Origin of the sequence: Promicromonospora thailandica, assembly GCF_024171955.1 — a bacterium.
GTDB classification, from domain to species: Bacteria; Actinomycetota; Actinomycetes; order Actinomycetales; family Cellulomonadaceae; genus Promicromonospora; species Promicromonospora thailandica.
The window spans coordinates 1-17,611 of record NZ_JAMTCS010000007.1 but is presented as its reverse complement, the minus strand read 5'-3'; the positions used below and the strand labels follow the sequence as shown (position 1 = coordinate 17,611).

Sequence of the window (17,611 nt, the reverse complement as noted above, 5' to 3'; positions counted from 1 at the left end):
GGAACAGAGAGTGACCCTCAGCACCGAAGCAACGAATTTCGGGTGGCTGCTCGACAACTTCGTGCGTACCGTTCCCGGCAGCCGGCACACGCTCGTCGTATCGGCAGACGGCCTGCTCATGGCGATGTCCGACCAGCTCGACCGCACCAGCGGCGACCAGCTGGCGGCGATCGTCTCGGGTATGTCAAGTCTTACGCGTGGAGCCTCTCGGCAGCTCAACGGCGGTAATGTCCGTCAGGCGATCATCGAGATGGACAACGGGTTCCTTTTCCTGATGAACGTCTCGAACGGGTCCGTGCTCGGCGTGGTCGCGGAGGCCACCTGCGACATCGGCCTGATCGGCTACGAGATGGCCCTCCTGGTGTCCCGCACCGAGGCCACGCTCACGCCGCAGCTGATCTCGGAGATGCGGGGCAGCCTCCCGGTCGATGGGCAGACCCGAGCCGCCAGCGTGGGATGAGGACTCGACCATGACGTACGCACCTTTCGGTTCCCAGGGGCAGGGGGACGTCCGCGAGACGTCCACCGTGCGCCCCTACGCGGTCACCGGAGGCCGGGTGCGGTCGGAGCTGTCCGACCTGCCGCTCGAGGCCCTCGTGGAGGTTCTTCCCGGCGCGGTCAGCAGCTACGGCCTGCCGCCCGAGAAGCGCGCGATCCTCCAGCACGCCGCGCACACGTACGTGTCGATCGCCGAGCTCTCGGCCCTCTTGCGGCTGCCCCTGGGTGTCGTCCGGATCCTTGTGGCGGACATGCAGGAGGAAGGGCACGTCACCGTGCACACCTCGACACCGGTTAACGTCCACACAGGCCACGGCAGCTCGAACTCGGGCCTGTCGCTGAGCGTCTTGGAGAGTGTTCTGAATGGCATTTCCGCCCTCTGACGGCGGGGCCCGCAGCGGCCCCAACTGGGCCCCGGTCTCGGGTAACGCCGGCACCGCGACGGCCTCCTCGAACGCGCCTGCGCGCCAGAGCGTGCTCGGTGGTGGCGGTGGCGCTCCTGCGCCCACCGCGCAGGCGTCCCGGCCGGCGCAGACCCAGCCCGCGCCGCCGGTGATGCAGCAGGCGCCCACCGGCAACGCCGGTGCACAGGCCGCTCCGGGCGCGCAGCCCGCCTCCGAGCGCACCGCGCCCACGGTCGTCAAGATCGTCGTCGCGGGTGGCTTCGCCGTCGGCAAGACGACGTTCATCGGCTCGATCTCCGACGTCGAGCCGCTGAACACCGAGGCGGCCATGACCGAGCACTCGGTCGGCGTGGACGACGCCGGTGGCGTCACCGACCGCAAGACCACCACCACGGTGGCCATGGACTTCGGCCGTGTCGAGCTGCCGGGCAACCTGTGGCTGTACCTGTTCGGCACGCCCGGCCAGGACCGCTTCCTCTTCATGTGGGACGACCTGGTGCGCGGCGCGATCGGCGCCGTCGTCCTGGTCGACACGGACCGCTTGGAGCAGTGCTTCCCGGCGATCGACTACTTCGAGTCCCGCAACATCCCGTTCGTCGTGGGCGTGAACTGCTTCGACGGTGTGGCCAAGCACCGGCTCGAGGACGTTCGCGAGGCGCTGCAGATCCCGTCCCACGTGCCGATGCTCTACACGGACGCACGGTCCCGCGCGGCGACCAAGCAGACCCTCATCGCGCTGGTCCAGCTCGCGATGCGCCAGCTCCGGTCGGGCGCACAGGCGCAGGGCTGAGTCACTCTCCAGCACTTCGCGGACGGCGGGCCACCTCGAGGGCGGCCCGCCGTCGCTGTATGAGCCGGGGCTAGACTGTATGGCCGCGCCGTCCTGCCGCACCCGGCGGGTGCCCGGCGCGAGGAGGGCTGACAGAGCGGCCTAATGTGACGGTCTTGAAAACCGTTGTGCGGCAACGCACCGGGGGTTCGAATCCCTCGCCCTCCGCACGTCCGACGACGCGGGACATCCACGATGTCCCGCGTCGTCGTCGTTCCCGGCCAGGTCCCCCGGGTCAGGGGGTGGCCGGCCGGGTGGCCTCGGGGAACCGCGTACCCGTCAGGCGCTCCGAGAGGGCCCACAGCTGCGCGGCGACCGCGGCGTCGTCGGCGAGGGGCGCGGCGTCGGCCACCGTGGCCGGGCCGCGCACGCCGAAGCGGCTCGGGCCGGCGAGGCTGCCGCCCGGGACGTCGCCCACCGCGGCGAGCAGGGTGGGCAGCGAGCCACCCTCCGGGCCGTGTGCGACCAGCGGCGCGCTCACCGCCATGAACCGGTCGAAGAGCCGGTTCCCGCTGGTGATCCGGAACCCTGTCGCGGCCCAGCCCGGGTGCGCGGCGGTCGCCAGCACGGACGAACCCGCCGCCGACAGCCTGCGTTGCAGCTCCACGGTGAACAGCAGGTTGGCCAGCTTGGACTGCCCGTACGCGGGGAACGGGCGGTAGGGTCGCCGCTCCCAGTGCGGGTCGTCGACGTCGAGGTACGTCGACCGGTACGCGGTGGACGTCACCGTCACGACCCGGCCCACGACGCGGTCCAGGAGCAGGTTCGTCAGCGCGAAGTGCCCGAGGTGGTTCGTCCCGAGCTGGAGCTCGAAGCCGTCCTCGGTGTGCCGGAGCGTGCCGCTCATGATCCCGGCGTTGTTGACGAGGAGGTCCACCGGGCCGTCCAGGTCCCGGGCGAACGCACGGACCGAGGAGAGCGAGGCGAGATCCAGCGGACGCACCTCGACCCGGCCGGCCATGCCGGCGGCGGCGGCACGGCCCTTGTCCTGGTCGCGGACGGCGAGGACGACGCGCGCCCCCTTGGCCGCGAGGGCGGCGGCCGTGGCCCGGCCGATGCCGCTGCCGCCACCGGTGACGATCGCGGTCCGGCCGGTCTGGTCAGGGATGTGCGCGGGGGAGGGGAGGACAGCCATGCCAGGCAATGTATCCAGTGACAACTATGTTGTCAACGGATACTTCCGTATGCTGACGGGATGACGTCGGCGCGCCCCTATCACCACGGCAACCTGCGCCAGGCCGTGCTGGACCGGGCCGCCGAGGTGCTGCGCGAGCGCGGTGCGGCGAGCCTCTCGCTCCGGGAGGTCACGGCCGACATCGGTGTCTCCCACGCCGCGCCCCGCCGCTACTTCGCCGACCGGCAGGCGCTGCTCGACGCTCTCGCCGCCGACGGGTTCGCCCGTCTCGGCCTGCGCCTGCGGGAGGCCGTGGAGTCGGCGCCGACGTTCGGCGACCAGGTACGCGCCATCGCCGACGTGTACGTCGCCTTCGCCGTCAGCGAGGCGAACCTGCTGGAGCTGATGTACGCGCACGGGCGAGGCGGCGACGGACCGCTCGTCGAGGCGCGCGCCACCGAGGCCTTCACGCCCCTGCTGGACGTCTTCCGGCGCGACCAGGCCCGGGCACGGCGCGCGCCGGGGGAGGCAGAACGCACCGGAACGCTCTTCCTCGCGACGCTGCAGGGCATCGCGGGCCTGGCCAGCTGCGGCGTGGTCGCCGCCGACCAGCTCGACGGCCTGGTCGACGAGGCCGTGGCCCGCTACGGGACCGGGTCCGCCGCCGCTAGCTGATCCCGACGATGGGCAGGCGGAGTGCGGCCGGCGCCGCCTCGGGCACCACGGGCGCGACGGGGCGCACCGGCCGGACCGGCGCGTAGCCGCCGCCGAGCGCCGGACGGGCGTCGGGCTCGCCGGCGTTGGGCCACAGCGCGCACGCGCGCTCCGCCTGCGCGGTGATGGTGAGCGACGGGTTCACGCCGAGGTTCGCCGTCACGGCCGATCCGTCCATGACGTGCAGGCCCTCGTGGCCGAACACGCGCAGGTAGGCGTCGACGACACCGTCCTGAGCGTCCGACCCGATCGCGCAGCCCCCGAGGATGTGCGCCGTGAGCGGGATGTTGAACGGGTCGCCGATGGTCCCGCCGGGGATGCCCTCGACGCCGTCGTCCCCGAGCTTGTCGGCCATGCGGCGCACCGCCTCGTGGCCCTCGGGGATCCAGCTCGGGTTGGGCGATCCGGTCCCTTGCCGAGAGGTCATGTAGCGGCCGAACGGCGAGCGGCGGGTCAGCGTGACGAGCGAGTTGTCCTGGGCCTGCATGACCAGCGCGATGACGGTTCGCTCGGACCAGCGCCGCCAGTCCATCAGCACGGGCAGCCACCGTACGTTCCTGCCCATCTCGCCGAACCACCGCAGGAACCGGAACGGCCCGCCGTCGACCAGGATGTGCTGGAGGGCGGCCATGACGTTGGAGCCGTGCCCGTAGCGCACCGGCTCGATGTGGGTGCTCTCGTTCGGGTAGAACGACGACGTGATGGCCACCCCGCGGGAGTAGTCGGTCGACCCGACCCGCCGTGTCATCGCGCCCAGCAACGCCTCCGAGTTGGTGCGGGTGAGGTGCCCGAGCCGCGCGGACAGCCGCGGCAGCGTCCCGGAGTCCTTCATCGCGTGCAGCAGCCGCTGCGTCCCGAGCGTGCCGGCGCCGAACACGACCTGCCGCGCGGTGAAGGTGCGCCGGCCCGACCATCTGCGGCCCGTGCGGTGCGCGCGGACCTCGTACCCGCCGTCCGGCAGCGGCCGCACGACGTCGGCGGTGGTCAGCGGGTGCACCGCGGCGCCTGCGCGCTCCGCGAGGTAGAGGTAGTTCTTGACCAGGGTGTTCTTGGCCCCGTGGCGGCAGCCCGTCATGCACTCGCCGCACTCGGTGCACCCGGAGCGCTCGGGGCCGACCCCGCCGAAGAAGGGGTCCGCCGACCGGCAGCCCGGGGACGGTGACTCCGCGCCGCCCGGACCGAACCAGACGCCGACGCGGGTGGGCCGGAACGTGTCGCCCACGCCCATGTCCTCCGCGACCTCCCGGACGACTTCGTCGGCCGGCGAGCGGCCGTGGTACCGGACCACGCCGAGCATGCGCTCCGCCTGGTCGTAGTACGGCGCGAGCTCGGTCTTCCAGTCGGTGATGTGCGCCCACGCCGGGTCCGCGTAGAACGGGTCCAGGGGGCGGTACAGGGTGTTCGCGTAGACCAGCGACCCGCCGCCGACCCCTGCGCCGGTGAGGCACAGGACGTTGCGCAGCAGACGCACCCGCTGGATCCCGTAGCAGCCGAGCGCGGGGGCCCACAGGAACTGGCGGAGGTGCCAGGAGTTCTTCGCGAACTCGTGGTCCTCGAACCTGCGGCCTGCCTCGAGCACACCGACGCGGTAGCCCTTCTCGGTGAGGCGCAGGGCGGCGACGCTGCCGCCGAAGCCGGAGCCGATGACCAAGACGTCGTAGTCCATGGCGCGAATGTACCCGCTATTGACGCCAGGTGAAATATCGCGGCCGAACCGCAGGATGGCGGGGATCCTGACCGGGCCGGACGGGCGATCGACCTTCCGCTTTGCTCAGTCCGGCGTGGGGCAGGTAGCCTGGGCCGCGCGGCACCGCCCTGCCTGGGTCAGGACGCCGCGAGGAGACGTCGCATAGTCAGGTCTAGTGCGCCACCCTGCTAAGGTGGTAACGGGGCAACCCGTTCGAGGGTTCAAATCCCTCCGTCTCCGCCAGGAAGGTCCCGGCCGCGCGTGACGCCCGGGGCCTTTTCTGTCGGAGCAGCACGTCGGAGCCGGTGGCTGTGACGGAGTTCTCCCCGGGAAGCGCGGTTTTGAGTTTGGGTCCGCGCCGAACAAGCGGTAGTGTTCTCGTCGGTCGCCCGCACGAACGGCGGCACGGAAGTTCGCAGTACAGCACGCGCCCGTAGCTCAACGGATAGAGCATCTGACTACGGATCAGAAGGTTGGGGGTTCGAATCCCTCCGGGCGCACAGTGGCTCCTCATCAGGCGAAAAGCCGGGTGAGGAGCCTTTCTGCTTCCCGGGGTAGAAAGGCCGTTCCCCGTCAGGTTCCCCGTCACAGTAGCCATCACGCCCGCCCCGAGTAGGCACTCAGCGCAGCAGCAGCCAGGCTCAGCGCGTCATCGTGGGCCCGTGCGTAGAGGTTGGTGACCTTGATGTCCTCGTGCCCGAGGATGTCCCGCACGACGTGCGGAGGAACCCCAGCGCTCAGGTAGTTCGTCGCCGCCGTCGCCCGCAGATCGTGCACCCGCATCCCGTCGAAGCCCAGGCTTGCCACGAACGGCCCCCAGCCGTGCACCATCTTCGCGCCCTCCGTGGTCATCGTCTCCGTAGCCATCTTGGTCTTGAGCACGTTGCCCCGGATGACGTACCCGGTGCGCTCAGACCGGAAAACCTGAGCCGTACGGCGCTGACCCAGTGTCAGGTCACGCAGTGGCTCTACGAGGTGCTTGGGGACCGGCACGACTCGGTTCTTGCCGCCCTTGGGCGGACCCCACACCAGGTTGCCCTCACGCCAGTACCCCGGCGCCAGGTCGCCCGCGTCGTCCTTGGTCATCTCCGAGACGCTGCGCTGCACCGTCATCACACCCCGGGCCAGATCGAGGTCACCCACCTGGAGTGCAGCCGCCTCCCCATACCGGAGACCGGCCGAACCCATCAGATCGACCATGACCGCGTACCGGCCACCCTGCGGCAGGTCCCGGATGGCGTCGACCAGCGTCGAGAGCTGCGCCGGGGTGAGCGTCATTCCAACCTTGCGCTCCTGCCGCTTACGCTTCTCCGCCTTGGACGACTCCGCCGACCGAGCAGGGTTCGCCGGGAGCAGGCCATCCCGGACCGCGATCCGCAGCACCGCCGACAAGGCGTAGCGAGCCTGCCGAGCCACATGCACGCTGCCTGTCCGTGCCCACTCAGCCTGTGCCCGCTCGACGTCGCCCACGGAGATAGCGCCCACCTTCATGTTGCCGAAGGTCTTGAGCACCCGGTCGTTCCAGCCCTCGCGGTAGTAGCCGAACGTGCGCGGAGCCAGCCGACGACGCAGGACCGGCTCAGCCCGCTCCCACAGACCCGAAGCCGCAAGGGTCGTGCGCTCCAGGTCGACGTTCCGCCCGCGAGCCTTGGCGCGCTGTTCCCCCTCCCACTTCTTGGCCTCCTTCCAGGTCGTGAACTCATCCTCGATCTCCCTACGCGGACCGTGGGGCGGGTACGTCCAGACCCGAGCCCGCCAGACCTCACGGGTTCGCATCACGCCGTCCTTGTCGGTGTACTCATAGACACGCTTCGTGACGCTCATGCCGCCACCTGCTGACCGCGCGAGGCAATGAAGGCGTCCACGTCGGAGGCGAGCCAGCGCCAGGCACGACCGACCTTCCATGCCTTCGGGATCGATCGGTGCCCACGCCGGGCGAGGTCTTGCAGGGTGCTCTCCGGCACACGGAGAATCGCGGCCACCTCGGCCTGCGTCAGGATCTTGTCGTTCTGGCTCATCAGTGCTTCCCCTTCCACATCCACCAAGTTGTTGTCAGGCCGCGCGGGCCGGATTCTTCTGTCCTGCCTTCCACTGCGCGTACTCACGGGCACGAGCTGCAGCAGCCTCAGCAAGCTCCTTCTCGCCGTTGCTGGCCCACCCGGTCCCCGAGTAGGTCCAGGAGCCCTCGACGACGAGCGTGGTTTCCTCGTCGTCGGCCAGGAGCCGGCGTTCCAGGTCGGCCACGTCCAGCGGCTCCCCAGCCCGCTCCGCCTCAGCAGCCAGCCGCGCGAACCGAGCACGAGCAGTGCGCAGGCGGCCGAGAGTGACGGAGTAGCGGCGGGACTTGGACGAGAAGTGGCCCCGGAAGCCGAGCATGTGCGCCCACTTCGCCAGCAGCCGGTACGGCGAGTTGATGCACTCCCCACACACGCACCCGTCCTCGTCCTCCTCCGGCTCGTACCCGGGCAGGCGGCAGGCGGTGGCGGCGCGGTCGGCCAGGCGACGGCACTGCCGGATCAGGCGCGAGAGGTGAGCTCGAGGTGCGGCCGGGTCCACGTCGGTGGACTTGGTCGCGTACTTCGCCAGATACCCCGCGACCTGCTCAGGGCTCAGGGTGTCGGTGGAGTGTGCTTCGTCGGCGACGCTGCCCGGCAGGCCAGTGCTCACGGTCCGCGTATCAACCTGGACCCCGAAGGCCAGTTTGCGCGGCACGTCGGCACCATCGACCGGAACAGCTACGTACTCCACCCCGAGGGCGGCGGACTCGATCAGGCCTTTCAGGGTGTCCCCGTCCACGGGAGCCATCGACCCCGGACCGTCGGGACCGTCCAGGCGGATCAGGGCGTGGAAGTGGACGGACCCGCGCGCCTGGTACTCCGCGACCTTGGCGTACTGCACGGAGAGCGCGTGCTTGAGTTCGGTGTCCTTGAGGCCCAGGTGCACGGCCAGAGCGCGGCGCAGAGCGATGGTGAACCGGCGCCAGAGCTCCGGGGCGTGCCACTGCCAGACGATGGCGGTGTCCCAGTCGTAGCAGTCCCAGCACAGCGGAGCCCCAACGATGGGTTCGTTTTCGGTGTGGACGCGCATGCAGGACTTGGACCGGCCGTGCTCGCAGACCTTGGCCCGGTCGAAGGGGCGGCAGGTCCCGCCGGTCTTGTGTCCATCCCTCTTGCGGATGCCGTGCACGTGCCCGAACGAGGGAGCGGTCAGGGTCGCGAACACGAGCGGGGCGTCTGCCACGGTCTCGGGGACGGTCTTGCCGCCGAGGAGGCCGGATCGGATCATCGCGAAGGTGTCGCGGGCGTAGACGCGCGAGCAGGCCGGGCAGATGTCGGCACGCCGGTTGCCGCATGGCCGGTAGAGCTGCCCCATGGGGGCGTCGGCCGAGTGGTACTCGCTGACGACTTCACCGGTCGTGGTGTCCACGGTCATGGAGGACCCGTTGAGGCGGATCGGGTGGGAGCAGTAGCCGACAGCCGCGGCGGTGTCCGCGAACGCGTCCAGGGCCGAGCGGAAGGTGCGGCCACGGGCGGACTGGGTAGCGAACCCCAGAGCGCCCGGGCCGACCTCCAACGGTGCGTGCTCCCCGAAGCCGGAGAACGTCAGTGCGCTGTTCATGCGGCGTTCCGGACCTTGGCCAGCAGGCCACCCACGCGGGTCGTGCCGTCGAGCTCGGGGTACTCCCGGGGGTCGACCAGGACCCACCCGTCACCGAGGTCCGCGACCTCACCGGCAGGTACCTCGCGGCGACCCTTCTCGCCCAGGTCGAGGTCCAGGACGCCCTGGACGGGGTAGTCGCGGGCGGTGTGGTCCTGCCCGGCCCAGAACCCGGCCGTGGTGGGCGTCGTAGCGGCCTCAGCGGCGCAGGTAGCCAGGACGGGGCAGGAGGCGCAGACACGGGCCATGGCGGCACGCTGGGCGGGCGAGGTGGTCTCACTGATCCACGGCAGGCCGCGGTACTCGTCACGGGCGCAGAGCGCGTCGCGGATCTGGTCGGCGGTGGCGATCATGCTTCGGCCCTCGCCATGTTCAGGCCGGGCAGGTCCAGGGCATCCTGAGTGATCGGACGGACCCGCCCCAGACGAGGACGACGGGCAGCCGGCGCAGGAGCAGCCGCCGGGGTGGGCGATTCGGCCGGCGCAGGCTCAGGGACCGGCGCGGGCTCCGGCTCGACGACGGGAGCAGGCTCGATCACGGCCACCGGCTCCGGGGCGACCTCGGCCACCTCAGGGACCGGCGCGGGCTCGGGCTTTGTCTCGGCGGCGGGCCGGTCTGCGACCACGAGGGAGGCGAGCGCGTGGGTCGAGGTGAGCACGGACAGGGGTGCGAGGGCGACCAGGACGACGCCGACGATGGTGCGCAGTTCGGGGCCGACGTCGTAGGCGTGGGCGGCGTTGGCGCCGATGGACACGACGGTGAATCCGAACATCAGGGTCCAGGCCCACGCGCTGGAGCGTCCGCGAGCACGGAGCACCAGGGCCACGAGGCCGTAGACGAGCACCGAGGCATCGATGACGACGGGCACGAGGAACGCGAGGGCCTCGGGCACCCGGCCCCACAATGCAGCGTCCCGCAGCGAGGCGAAGGACAGCGCGAACGAGGCGAGGGCGACGGCGAGGGTTAGGACGACGGTGAAGACGAGCACGGGCCGGGAGTCGGCCGCGATCCGGGCCACAGGCCCAGCGGTGCGGGTGGTGCGGTTCATGATCAGACCTCCTCAGAGTCAGCAGCCGCAGGAGCGGCCGGGCGGGGCGCACGAGGTGCGCGGGGCTTGCGCGGTGCGCGGGGCTTGCGGGTGCGAGGCGCGGGGGCGTCCTCGTTGGTGGGCTTGCCCGCGTTGTCGTTCGTGGTGCGTCGAGCCGCAGCAGCCCAGGCATTGGCGGCGTCGGCACCATCCCGAGGCTCCGGGGCGGAGTGGGAGGCCGGCGCGGCGTACCGGATGGCGACCTCTCGGATGAGTTCGTCGGGCCAGTACGCGAACCGGACCATCACCGGTGCGCCGTCCTCCCGAACCAGGTACCCGGTGCCCGGGTCCGAGCGGGAGATCTCGTGGGCCGGAGCCTGGAGTGCGGCCGGGCCCAGCACCATGTCTGACTCCACATCGGAGTCGAGGCGGAGGGCGATCTTCTGGGGGTAGAGGTTGCGCTGCCCGACAGCCTCCTGCCTGGGGTTTTGTACGCAGGCCACGACCACGACACCGAGGGCGCGACCCTGGGTCAGGATCTTGGACATCAGCCGATCAGCCTCGCGGCGTACGTCGAACTCGCTGTAGGCCATCAGGTCGGCCAGTTCGTCGATCATCAGGACGTGCAGCGGATCCGCCGACGTCGGCACGTGCAGACGGGAGACGCCGCGCATGGACTCCTTGCGCCGGTCGATCACCCGCATCAGGGCCCGCAGGACCTCGATGGCGTCGTCGGCGGTGTAGGCGACGCGGCCGAACAGGGCGCGGCCCATCTCCAGCTCGACGCCGCCCTTGAGGTCCAGACCCCACGCAGACACGGTGCCGTCGTGGATCGCGGGGGCGAGACCACCGATGACCGACCACAACACCGACCCCTTACCCGCCCCCGTGGCACCCACGACGAGGGTGTGACGGCCGCGCACGACCATCTCCGCGACATGACCCGTCCGAGCCAGGCCCACCGGCAGGGCGTCCGGGTTGGCACCCTCCGGCACCGGCATCCGGGCCATCACGGGGGCGATGCGGTACGTCGTGAACAGGGCCAGGTCCAGGACACCGGGCTTGACCGGCATGACTTCGAACCCGTGCGCCCGGTACGCCGACGCGACGGCGGGGGCGGCGCGGTGCAGGGTGTCCGGGGTCTGGCCGGGGAACGTCTCGACCCGCAGCACGACCGCGCCGGGCTGGTGCGAGACGTGCCGCAGCCGGGACACGGTCACGGTGCCGTCCGGCTCGGTGCGGTAGAGGGAGCAGGAGCGGGCGACCTCGGGCCAGTACGCGGCCATCTTGTGCGCGTGGACCCGACGCCGGTACCGGGCCGGGGCGATCATCGCGAACAGGGCGACCGCCAGGCCCGGAGACCAGAACACCAGCAGCGCCAACAGCGGCCAGGTGATCCGGTCCCCGGGGACCTCGGCCAGGGTGAGAACACCCCACCAGCCGACCGAGACGACGACGCCGAGCACGGTCGGCACCCAGTGCCGGGCAGCCCACACGGTCAGGGCCCGGGTGAACATCCAGTCCCGGTAGGCGATCTGGGCGGCGACCCGCCATGCCTTACCGGACCACCCAGGACGCCCCACGGTGGAGGCGCGGACCGTGGCGCGGGCCGAGGCGACTCGGGCGTCCAGGCGGGCACGCAGGCTGGTGTTCGGCGCCGTCGTGGCGTTCATCGGTCCCGTCCCTCCTTCTCGATCTCGTCGCTGACCCGGCGCCAGGCGTGATGGGCGGCGTCGTGCGCGTCCTTGACCGCCGCAGCGGCACTACCGAGGGCCTGAGCGAGGTCCTGATCCAGACCGGTATCGGTGACCCAGTCCTGCATCCGCGTGACCATGACCTGGGTGTGCTCCAGGTCGTTACCCATCTCGTTGAGAAGGTCGGGGTAGTCCTTCTTCGTGATCCGTCGGTTGAACATCACTGGTCCTCGCTCTCAGCAGTCAGGCGACGCGACACGTCCTCACGCGCGGCACCGATCCGGGCAGACACGGCCCGCAGCTCTTCCAGGGCCGCGTCATGGGCGTTGGTGTACCGGCTCAGGTCCTGCAGCGGCTGGACCGCCCCGAGGACGTTGAAGTTCGCCTCGTTCAGGCGGTACTCGGCTTCCTCGAGCGCATCGACCGCGCGCTTGTTGACCTGCCGTGTGGTCTCGTCCAGTGGCATCAGTTCTTTCCCTTCCCGTAGGGGCCGACGAAGCGGCCGGACTCGTCGTAGAACTCGGGGCGCTCGGCCCGGTGCGCGGCCCAGGCCGCGGAACTGATTTCCTGGGACAGGGCCTCGACCGGTCGCTGCACGGACCGGACCACGTCGACCGCGTCGTCCAGGTCCAGGCGGGCCAACGTCACGACAGCACCCGCCAGGGCAGCCGCGGCCTCCGAGAGGTAGACCGCCGCAGCGGCCATCGACTCCGCCCGGGTCATCACGCGGCCCTTCGCGCAGCCGGCGGAGCCTCGGCCCAGTCGTTCGAGTGGCGGTGCGGCAGCCCGCCCAGGGCCAGCGGTGCGGACAGGAAGACCGGCACGTTGCCGGACGTGCCCGACCACGACGAGAAGCCCTCCCGGGAGATGCGACTGCCGTTCGCATGCGGCTCCAGGTCGTGCCGCTGGCCGAGGCCGAGCAGGTGCGCGACCGTTTCACCGTGCGTGGTGTCGGTGACCGTCACGTACAGCTCCTTGCGCGACGGCCGCACCGAGTCAGTGATCCAGTTGACCGCCACGATCCGGTCATCCCCGACCAGTTCCGCGACGTACGCCGCGAACCGCAAAGCCTCCCCCGTCGAGGGGGCGGAAACCGAAGCCCCCGCCACCCCCGAAGACACGTTGTTGGTGCTCATGGGTCAGGCCGCCTTGCCGGCGTCGGGGCGGGCCGAGGTCGGCACGTCGGCCTTGCCGGGCTCGCACACGTCGTCGGCCTTGTACGACCACGCCAGGCGCGGCCGGGTGCCGTTGTCGTCCACGTACGGCAGGGCCGTCAGGCCCACGAACTCGATCGGCGTCCAGGGGAACGGCGTCTTGTTCTCCGGCGGGACCGGCTGGTGCGGGGCCGCGATCTTCACCGTGACGGCGGTGTCCTTCTTGCCCGCCTCCTCGTCCGCGTCCAGGACCACCACCTGCCACAGCAGAAGGCCGGTGTCCTTGTCCCGCTGCTGAGGCCGCGACCCGTCCGGGCGCTTGTCGGCCTGGAAGTCCTGCACCGCCTCGACCTCGCCCTTCAGGAACGCGCCCTTGGGGAACACGTCCTCGTGAGCCACTGCAAACCGTCGCTGCATCGCCATGGTTGTCTCCTGGTGTTGAGGGGCCTAAACAACGACCCGTCGCGTGAACCCGTCGAAGTTGAGGGGCCTAAACATGAAGATAGGCCTCGCGGACCCTCCCGTCAAGGGGTCTAAACTTGGGAACCATGAACGTCGACGAGTTCGAGCAGACCAGGGCGGAGAAAGACCCTCTCCGTCAGGCGCAGCGCGCCACCGAACTCATCGACGTCTACAAGAACCGGAGCGCCGAGCTCGCTCGCCTCCGCAAGGCCGCCATCGACCGCGCGTACGCTGAGGGTCGCTCATACACAGATATCGCGAAGGCGAGCGGGATCACCAAGGGCCGGATCACACAGATCCGAAAGAGCGCCCCTCCGGTCGCCCGAGCGTTCTTCGGCGTCGGCCCGGTCACGGTGGCAATTCCTCGGCGTGCACTCGATGAACGGCCGCTCGGCGTCATCGCCGCCGAAGACCAGGCAGCAGCGGATGCAATGGCAGAACTGCTTGTGCTCCTCGGACACCAGCCGCGCTCCTTTGAGATCCCGCCCAGCGGCGAATGGGAGCCGCCCGCCGATGCGGTGGCGATCTGCGGCCCGAAGTCTTCTCACGTCACGGCCGAGGCGATCCAGTCCGATCCTTATCTGTCGTTCGAGCCGAACAGCGAGGGCCGATGGGTCATCACCGATCGGCAGACCGGTGAAGTGTTCGTCTCGCCGTGGGATGACATCGGTGACAAGACGCGGGACATCGCCTACGTGGCGCGCCTTACCCGCAACAACCGGCAGGTGCTCGTCGTTGCAGGCGTACACGCGCTCGGGTCGATCGGTGCCGTGGAGTACCTCCGACGCAACCTCGATGACCTGTTCGACGCCGTGAACGAACGGCCGTTCTCGCTCGTCGTTGCGAGCACCTTCGACGACCTGACTGTGACCGAAACCGAAGCGCTATGGGGGCCGAAGGTTCACTCGTGAAGACACTCGCCGCAACACTTGCCGGTGCATCCCGCAACCAAGACCGCTACGTCATTGGAGAGAGGTTCGCCGCAGTGCTCGACGGGGCGACCTCCGTAGCCGGAGACCGGTCCCACGACCCAGGTTGGTACGCGGAACAGCTCGCGGACGCCATCGAGAAGACGGTGCCGCAAGGCGGCTCCCTCGCGGGTGCCGTGGAGGAGGCGATACGCGCAGTCCGCGACGCCCACGGGCTAACCGCCGAGACCACACCCACCAGCACGGTCGCTCTGGCCCGCTGGTCGAACGACACGGTCGAGACGTACATGCTGGGCGACAGCTACGGCGTCATCTTCTACGCGGACGGCACCGAGGCCGTTCACACCGATGACCGCCTGGACGCCGTCGCCGTCAACGAGCGGGCCGCCTATAGAAAGCGCCTGGCCGAGGGGCACGGATACGACAAAGGTCACCGTGCCCTAATGCTCGACCTACAAGCCGAGCAGGCCCGACGATGCAACCGGCCCGAAGGCTACTGGATCGCCGGAGCCCACCCGGAAGCCGCACGCCACGGGATAACGAGCGTCGAGGGCCGAGCTGGAGTTTCAGCGCTCGTGCTCGCAAGCGACGGCGTCGACCCTGCACGCCACCCCGAAGCTACGACTTGGCATGACCTCTACGACGAGGCCCGCCAGCACGGCCCTGCCCACGTTCTCCAGCGCATCCACGAAGCCGAGTCCACCGACCCCGGCGGGCAACGCTGGCCCCGTGCGAAGCTCCACGACGACAAGACCCTCGTGTGCGTCCCGCTCGCGTGACCCATGCACACCTCTCCTCCACCGACTTCGACGCTGAACAAGGACGGGGCATGGCCAAGTTCTACTGCGTGTGTGGCTACATCATCCGAACGAGCGGCGAGATTCCACACCCGTATCAATGGAGCATGGTTTCCGACGGGGACTTCGACCGGCTCTTCGATAGCGCAGACGCGGACGAGGTTTACCAGGTGTCTCCGTTGATGTTCCGCTGTCCTGAGAGCGGGCACCTCTGGGTCTACTGGAACGGCATGGACCAGAGTCCGTCTCTGTACTCGCCCACGGCGCCCGATGTCGCAGCCTCGTGAGGACTTTCTTTACTGGCTCAAGGCGCCGCTGCGCGGCGCTGGGCCGTCCGGCCGGCGGGGGCCCGCGATGGGGCCCCGCGCTCCGGGCGCTTCGCGCCCTGCGCGCACCCCACCGCACCCCGACGGCCTACCGGCCCGGAACATGACGAAGACGGTCCCGACTCCAGTAGTCGAGACCGTCTATCGGCCACGGATGTGGGACCGTGTGCCAATGGACGCGCGCTTCCCGCAACGCGAGGACGGACAGGTGGACATCGATCTCGGCCCGGAGTGGACGCTTTTCACCGAGGCCCTGAACGACTGCGTCTCGTCCCGGCCACCCCGGGGCGCCGTGGGAAACGGTCCGTCGACCTACTGGGTCGACGTCGCGCTGGGAACGCTGGACTCCGCCCTCGCGTCGGGCAGCGATCGCCCTTTCACCTGGGGCAATGCCACCCTGATGCGTCTGAAGGCTGGTCGAGTCGAGGCGCGCAACGAGTATGACGGCGATGACATCGAAGGGCAGTTCCTCGAAGTTGAGACCCTCCGAGACCTCCTTGCTCGGTGGCGTCGCGAGATCGTCCGGTCTGCCGCCGGGGCGACCTCCGCTCTTTCTGAGACCTATCGACGCAACCCAATGCCTGACTACAAGGTGTGACGCCACCGCCGCCGCGCACGCTTTGCAGCTCTTCCGAAGTGCCTCCGGCGGGCACCCGGGAATCAAGAGGATCAGGGGAGCCGCGGTGCCCCTGTCCCTCCGTCATCCATTGGCTTGACCGGGACCCTGACACCGAACCCGCCGCCAGCGCAACAGGTCCCGCCGACCCCCAGCACCAACGCACCGGACCTGATGAGCGGGACCTGTTGCGCTACCGGCAGAACCGACGTCCGAGACGTGCCCCGCGCCAACGGATGACGGAGGAACAGGGACCCCGAAGCAGGAGCATGTTGGGTCACAGACCCGCCCGGCCGAGTGACCGAGTCCCCGTCAGGTTCCCCGCCAAATTCCGCCGAACCCTCGCGCGAGCACCAATTTCCCGGGCGTTCCGGGTCAACGGACCCGCAGAAGCATGCGGATCGCACCTCCTGCGAGTCCCTACGGATCAGAAGGTTGGGGGTTCGAATCCCTTCGGGCGCACAGCAGCCCCTCACCAGGCAGACGCCAGGTGAGGGGCTTTCTTGTTGCCCGGGTTCGGGCAGCCGGCCCCCAGCGACCGGTGCGGTCACCAGTCGGAGACCAGCCGCCCGACGGCGCGGACGAGCCATACGAGGCCGCGGACGATCCTGACGACGAGCCCGATGAGGTCCAGGACCTCCAGCACGTGCCCGATGCCGCGCCCGAGGGCGCGGAACGGTCTGCCCACCTGATACCAGAAGCCCCGTCGCGGGCTGTCGGTCGTCCTCACCGCCGCACGGTCGCACCCCACGCTCTCCGGGCGCAACGGTGACACGGGTGATCGAGTGTGCCGGCGCGGCCCTCGGCGCACGCCCACCCGACGCGCCGGCGGCCCGGGGGCGCAGCCGGCCGGGCGCCGGACCCGCGACGCCGCCGCCGCACGACCCACGACGTCGGTTGGCGAAATCTGAATCAAAGATTACGAAGACATGCCCCCGCGGGAGAGTTCTTGGTCTGTATGCGGCCAACCGGCCGCCTGCTGACCGTTCACGCGCTGCCGAGAAGGCCTCGGGACCTCCCCGACCTGATGCCTCCTTGGAAAAACTGCTGGTGAACAGGCCCTCTGTGGCCGCCGTCACGGCTCCCGGCTTTGACGCACCCCGTCGCCTGACGTAATGTTCTGGATGTCAGCCCGACGGGCCGACGGACACGAGGGGCCGGAAACGGACCGAGTGGCCGCGCCGGGGCTGGATCCCATCTCTGATGCAGAGCGATTGACCTTGCTCTGCGGGAATCGGATGAGGATCCCTCGCAGCACCTTGTTCATCACGAACAGCGAGTTTGCGGGACGGATTCGAGTCTGGTAAGTTGAAGAGGTTGCCCCGGATGGGGTCAGCATCCAGAGGATGATGACTGCAACGGTGTGCGTCGGTTGTTTGAGAACTCAACAGTGTGCTTGATAGTCAATGCCAAATTTTATGGCTCTCGTTGGCTTCGTGGCGTGCCCGGTCGGGTGCGTGCGGGTTGGACGGGGGTCTTGTTTTTGGATCGGATCATGCCAGTTTGGTTGTGGTCTGGCCAGTATCATTGTTCGCACGCATGTTGTGTGTGTGGATGTTTCTCTTTTACGGAGAGTTTGATCCTGGCTCAGGACGAACGCTGGCGGCGTGCTTAACACATGCAAGTCGAACGGTGAAGCCCAGCTTGCTGGGTGGATCAGTGGCGAACGGGTGAGTAACACGTGAGCAACCTGCCCCTCACTT

At 69.6% G+C, this 17,611-nt stretch carries 22 protein-coding genes, 3 tRNA genes and 1 rRNA gene; 12 read left to right on the top strand and 14 right to left on the bottom strand.

The genetic code is table 11. The features are described 5' to 3' along the window. Positions 1 to 10: 10 nt before the first annotated feature. From APR03_RS12045 to APR03_RS12030, 4 genes are all read left to right on the top strand, one after another. Positions 11 to 460, top strand: a complete 450-nt coding sequence (locus APR03_RS12045; protein ID WP_020017525.1) for a roadblock/LC7 domain-containing protein — start codon at positions 11 to 13, stop codon at positions 458 to 460. A 10-nt stretch (positions 461 to 470) separates the two neighbouring features. Next, a complete protein-coding gene (locus APR03_RS12040) occupies positions 471 to 881 on the top strand; it encodes a DUF742 domain-containing protein (protein ID WP_119141442.1) in 411 nt (136 codons plus the stop codon). Between the two features lie 91 nt (positions 882 to 972). After that, on the top strand, positions 973 to 1,692 hold the full coding sequence (locus tag APR03_RS12035) for a GTP-binding protein (RefSeq protein ID WP_253836323.1): 720 nt from the start codon (positions 973 to 975) through the stop codon (positions 1,690 to 1,692). 122 nt (positions 1,693 to 1,814) lie between these two features. Next, positions 1,815 to 1,899 (top strand) — tRNA-Ser (locus APR03_RS12030). Between the two features lie 67 nt (positions 1,900 to 1,966). On the opposite strand, the gene APR03_RS12025 is transcribed toward APR03_RS12030, so the two are convergent. Further along, the gene (locus tag APR03_RS12025) at positions 1,967 to 2,866 is read right to left on the bottom strand and encodes an oxidoreductase (protein ID WP_253835956.1); all 900 of its coding nucleotides are present in this window, start codon (positions 2,864 to 2,866) and stop codon (positions 1,967 to 1,969) included. Positions 2,867 to 2,926: 60 nt separating this feature from the next. Between APR03_RS12025 and APR03_RS12020 the strand changes: the two genes are divergently transcribed. After that, positions 2,927 to 3,520: a TetR/AcrR family transcriptional regulator gene (locus APR03_RS12020; protein WP_253835955.1), complete on the top strand. Its 594-nt coding sequence runs from the start codon at positions 2,927 to 2,929 to the stop codon at positions 3,518 to 3,520. Here APR03_RS12020 and APR03_RS12015 read toward each other — a convergent pair. Continuing rightward, complete coding sequence (locus APR03_RS12015) at positions 3,513 to 5,225, bottom strand: GMC oxidoreductase (RefSeq protein WP_253835953.1); 1,713 nt, start codon at positions 5,223 to 5,225, stop codon at positions 3,513 to 3,515. The two genes, APR03_RS12020 and APR03_RS12015, sit on opposite strands and share 8 nt — an antisense overlap. A 172-nt stretch (positions 5,226 to 5,397) precedes the next feature. On the opposite strand from APR03_RS12015, the gene APR03_RS12010 reads away from it, so the two are divergent. Both APR03_RS12010 and APR03_RS12005 read left to right on the top strand, forming a co-directional pair. Continuing rightward, a tRNA-Ser gene (locus APR03_RS12010) sits at positions 5,398 to 5,489 on the top strand. Positions 5,490 to 5,673: 184 nt separating this feature from the next. Then, positions 5,674 to 5,746: transfer RNA gene (locus tag APR03_RS12005), tRNA-Arg, on the top strand. 97 nt (positions 5,747 to 5,843) lie between these two features. On the opposite strand, the gene APR03_RS12000 is transcribed toward APR03_RS12005, so the two are convergent. From APR03_RS12000 to APR03_RS11950, 11 genes are read right to left on the bottom strand one after another with little or no spacing between them, the layout of a single operon-like run. Beyond that, positions 5,844 to 7,070 carry a tyrosine-type recombinase/integrase gene (locus APR03_RS12000; protein ID WP_253835951.1) on the bottom strand — a complete coding sequence of 409 codons (1,227 nt, stop codon included), beginning with the start codon at positions 7,068 to 7,070 and terminating at the stop codon, positions 5,844 to 5,846. Further along, positions 7,067 to 7,264 (bottom strand): helix-turn-helix transcriptional regulator, encoded by a 198-nt coding sequence (locus tag APR03_RS11995; RefSeq protein WP_253835950.1) that lies wholly within the window; start codon positions 7,262 to 7,264, stop codon positions 7,067 to 7,069. The genes APR03_RS12000 and APR03_RS11995 overlap by 4 nt, the downstream gene beginning before the upstream one ends. Before the next feature lie 34 nt (positions 7,265 to 7,298). Beyond that, positions 7,299 to 8,864, bottom strand: a complete 1,566-nt coding sequence (locus tag APR03_RS11990; RefSeq protein ID WP_253835949.1) for a replication initiator — start codon at positions 8,862 to 8,864, stop codon at positions 7,299 to 7,301. After that, complete coding sequence (locus APR03_RS11985) at positions 8,861 to 9,256, bottom strand: WhiB family transcriptional regulator (protein ID WP_253835948.1); 396 nt, start codon at positions 9,254 to 9,256, stop codon at positions 8,861 to 8,863. Before APR03_RS11985 ends, APR03_RS11990 begins: the two co-directional genes overlap by 4 nt. Further along, on the bottom strand, positions 9,253 to 9,951 hold the full coding sequence (locus APR03_RS11980) for a DUF2637 domain-containing protein (RefSeq protein WP_253835947.1): 699 nt from the start codon (positions 9,949 to 9,951) through the stop codon (positions 9,253 to 9,255). Before APR03_RS11980 ends, APR03_RS11985 begins: the two co-directional genes overlap by 4 nt. Before the next feature lie 2 nt (positions 9,952 to 9,953). Beyond that, positions 9,954 to 11,603, bottom strand: a complete 1,650-nt coding sequence (locus APR03_RS11975; protein ID WP_253835946.1) for an FtsK/SpoIIIE domain-containing protein — start codon at positions 11,601 to 11,603, stop codon at positions 9,954 to 9,956. After that, on the bottom strand, positions 11,600 to 11,845 hold the full coding sequence (locus APR03_RS11970) for a hypothetical protein (RefSeq protein WP_253835945.1): 246 nt from the start codon (positions 11,843 to 11,845) through the stop codon (positions 11,600 to 11,602). The genes APR03_RS11975 and APR03_RS11970 overlap by 4 nt, the downstream gene beginning before the upstream one ends. Continuing rightward, positions 11,845 to 12,090, bottom strand: coding sequence for a hypothetical protein (locus APR03_RS11965; protein ID WP_253835943.1), 246 nt, complete (start codon positions 12,088 to 12,090; stop codon positions 11,845 to 11,847). Before APR03_RS11965 ends, APR03_RS11970 begins: the two co-directional genes overlap by 1 nt. Then, a complete protein-coding gene (locus APR03_RS11960; protein WP_253835941.1) occupies positions 12,090 to 12,347 on the bottom strand; it encodes a hypothetical protein in 258 nt (85 codons plus the stop codon). Before APR03_RS11960 ends, APR03_RS11965 begins: the two co-directional genes overlap by 1 nt. Further along, positions 12,347 to 12,760 carry a hypothetical protein gene (locus APR03_RS11955; RefSeq protein ID WP_253835939.1) on the bottom strand — a complete coding sequence of 138 codons (414 nt, stop codon included), beginning with the start codon at positions 12,758 to 12,760 and terminating at the stop codon, positions 12,347 to 12,349. The genes APR03_RS11960 and APR03_RS11955 overlap by 1 nt, the downstream gene beginning before the upstream one ends. 3 nt (positions 12,761 to 12,763) lie before the next feature. Beyond that, positions 12,764 to 13,201 carry a plasmid replication, integration and excision activator gene (locus APR03_RS11950; protein WP_253835937.1) on the bottom strand — a complete coding sequence of 146 codons (438 nt, stop codon included), beginning with the start codon at positions 13,199 to 13,201 and terminating at the stop codon, positions 12,764 to 12,766. Between the two features lie 125 nt (positions 13,202 to 13,326). Here APR03_RS11950 and APR03_RS11945 point away from each other — a divergent pair, with 125 nt between their 5' ends. The 4 genes from APR03_RS11945 to APR03_RS11930 all read left to right on the top strand — a co-directional run bounded on the left by APR03_RS11945 (position 13,327) and on the right by APR03_RS11930 (position 15,890). Then, positions 13,327 to 14,151 (top strand): hypothetical protein, encoded by an 825-nt coding sequence (locus APR03_RS11945; RefSeq protein ID WP_253835936.1) that lies wholly within the window; start codon positions 13,327 to 13,329, stop codon positions 14,149 to 14,151. After that, a complete protein-coding gene (locus APR03_RS11940) occupies positions 14,148 to 14,948 on the top strand; it encodes a hypothetical protein (protein WP_253835935.1) in 801 nt (266 codons plus the stop codon). The genes APR03_RS11945 and APR03_RS11940 overlap by 4 nt, the downstream gene beginning before the upstream one ends. A 50-nt stretch (positions 14,949 to 14,998) precedes the next feature. Beyond that, the gene (locus APR03_RS11935) at positions 14,999 to 15,253 is read left to right on the top strand and encodes a DUF8617 domain-containing protein (RefSeq protein ID WP_253835934.1); all 255 of its coding nucleotides are present in this window, start codon (positions 14,999 to 15,001) and stop codon (positions 15,251 to 15,253) included. 211 nt (positions 15,254 to 15,464) lie between these two features. After that, positions 15,465 to 15,890, top strand: a complete 426-nt coding sequence (locus tag APR03_RS11930; protein ID WP_253835933.1) for a hypothetical protein — start codon at positions 15,465 to 15,467, stop codon at positions 15,888 to 15,890. Positions 15,891 to 16,455: 565 nt separating this feature from the next. Here APR03_RS11930 and APR03_RS11925 read toward each other — a convergent pair. Next, positions 16,456 to 16,638 carry a hypothetical protein gene (locus APR03_RS11925; RefSeq protein ID WP_253835932.1) on the bottom strand — a complete coding sequence of 61 codons (183 nt, stop codon included), beginning with the start codon at positions 16,636 to 16,638 and terminating at the stop codon, positions 16,456 to 16,458. 834 nt (positions 16,639 to 17,472) lie between these two features. On the opposite strand from APR03_RS11925, the gene APR03_RS11920 reads away from it, so the two are divergent. Then, positions 17,473 to 17,611: ribosomal RNA gene (locus tag APR03_RS11920) — 16S ribosomal RNA — on the top strand; the annotation flags it as partial.

Bases quoted from the DNA above. Each gene is read 5' to 3' on its own strand.
- APR03_RS12040 (WP_119141442.1), top strand. From the start codon at position 471: ATGACGTACGCACCTTTCGGTTCCCAGGGGCAGGGGGACGTCCGCGAG.
- APR03_RS12025 (WP_253835956.1), bottom strand. From the start codon at position 2,866: ATGGCTGTCCTCCCCTCCCCCGCGCACATCCCTGACCAGACCGGCCGG.
- APR03_RS12020 (WP_253835955.1), top strand. From the start codon at position 2,927: ATGACGTCGGCGCGCCCCTATCACCACGGCAACCTGCGCCAGGCCGTG.
- APR03_RS12015 (WP_253835953.1), bottom strand. From the start codon at position 5,225: ATGGACTACGACGTCTTGGTCATCGGCTCCGGCTTCGGCGGCAGCGTC.
- APR03_RS12000 (WP_253835951.1), bottom strand. From the start codon at position 7,070: ATGAGCGTCACGAAGCGTGTCTATGAGTACACCGACAAGGACGGCGTG.
- APR03_RS11995 (WP_253835950.1), bottom strand. From the start codon at position 7,264: ATGAGCCAGAACGACAAGATCCTGACGCAGGCCGAGGTGGCCGCGATT.
- APR03_RS11990 (WP_253835949.1), bottom strand. From the start codon at position 8,864: ATGAACAGCGCACTGACGTTCTCCGGCTTCGGGGAGCACGCACCGTTG.
- APR03_RS11985 (WP_253835948.1), bottom strand. From the start codon at position 9,256: ATGATCGCCACCGCCGACCAGATCCGCGACGCGCTCTGCGCCCGTGAC.
- APR03_RS11980 (WP_253835947.1), bottom strand. From the start codon at position 9,951: ATGAACCGCACCACCCGCACCGCTGGGCCTGTGGCCCGGATCGCGGCC.
- APR03_RS11975 (WP_253835946.1), bottom strand. From the start codon at position 11,603: ATGAACGCCACGACGGCGCCGAACACCAGCCTGCGTGCCCGCCTGGAC.
- APR03_RS11970 (WP_253835945.1), bottom strand. From the start codon at position 11,845: ATGTTCAACCGACGGATCACGAAGAAGGACTACCCCGACCTTCTCAAC.
- APR03_RS11965 (WP_253835943.1), bottom strand. From the start codon at position 12,090: ATGCCACTGGACGAGACCACACGGCAGGTCAACAAGCGCGCGGTCGAT.
- APR03_RS11960 (WP_253835941.1), bottom strand. From the start codon at position 12,347: ATGACCCGGGCGGAGTCGATGGCCGCTGCGGCGGTCTACCTCTCGGAG.
- APR03_RS11955 (WP_253835939.1), bottom strand. From the start codon at position 12,760: ATGAGCACCAACAACGTGTCTTCGGGGGTGGCGGGGGCTTCGGTTTCC.
- APR03_RS11950 (WP_253835937.1), bottom strand. From the start codon at position 13,201: ATGGCGATGCAGCGACGGTTTGCAGTGGCTCACGAGGACGTGTTCCCC.
- APR03_RS11945 (WP_253835936.1), top strand. From the start codon at position 13,327: ATGAACGTCGACGAGTTCGAGCAGACCAGGGCGGAGAAAGACCCTCTC.
- APR03_RS11935 (WP_253835934.1), top strand. From the start codon at position 14,999: ATGGCCAAGTTCTACTGCGTGTGTGGCTACATCATCCGAACGAGCGGC.
- APR03_RS11930 (WP_253835933.1), top strand. From the start codon at position 15,465: ATGGACGCGCGCTTCCCGCAACGCGAGGACGGACAGGTGGACATCGAT.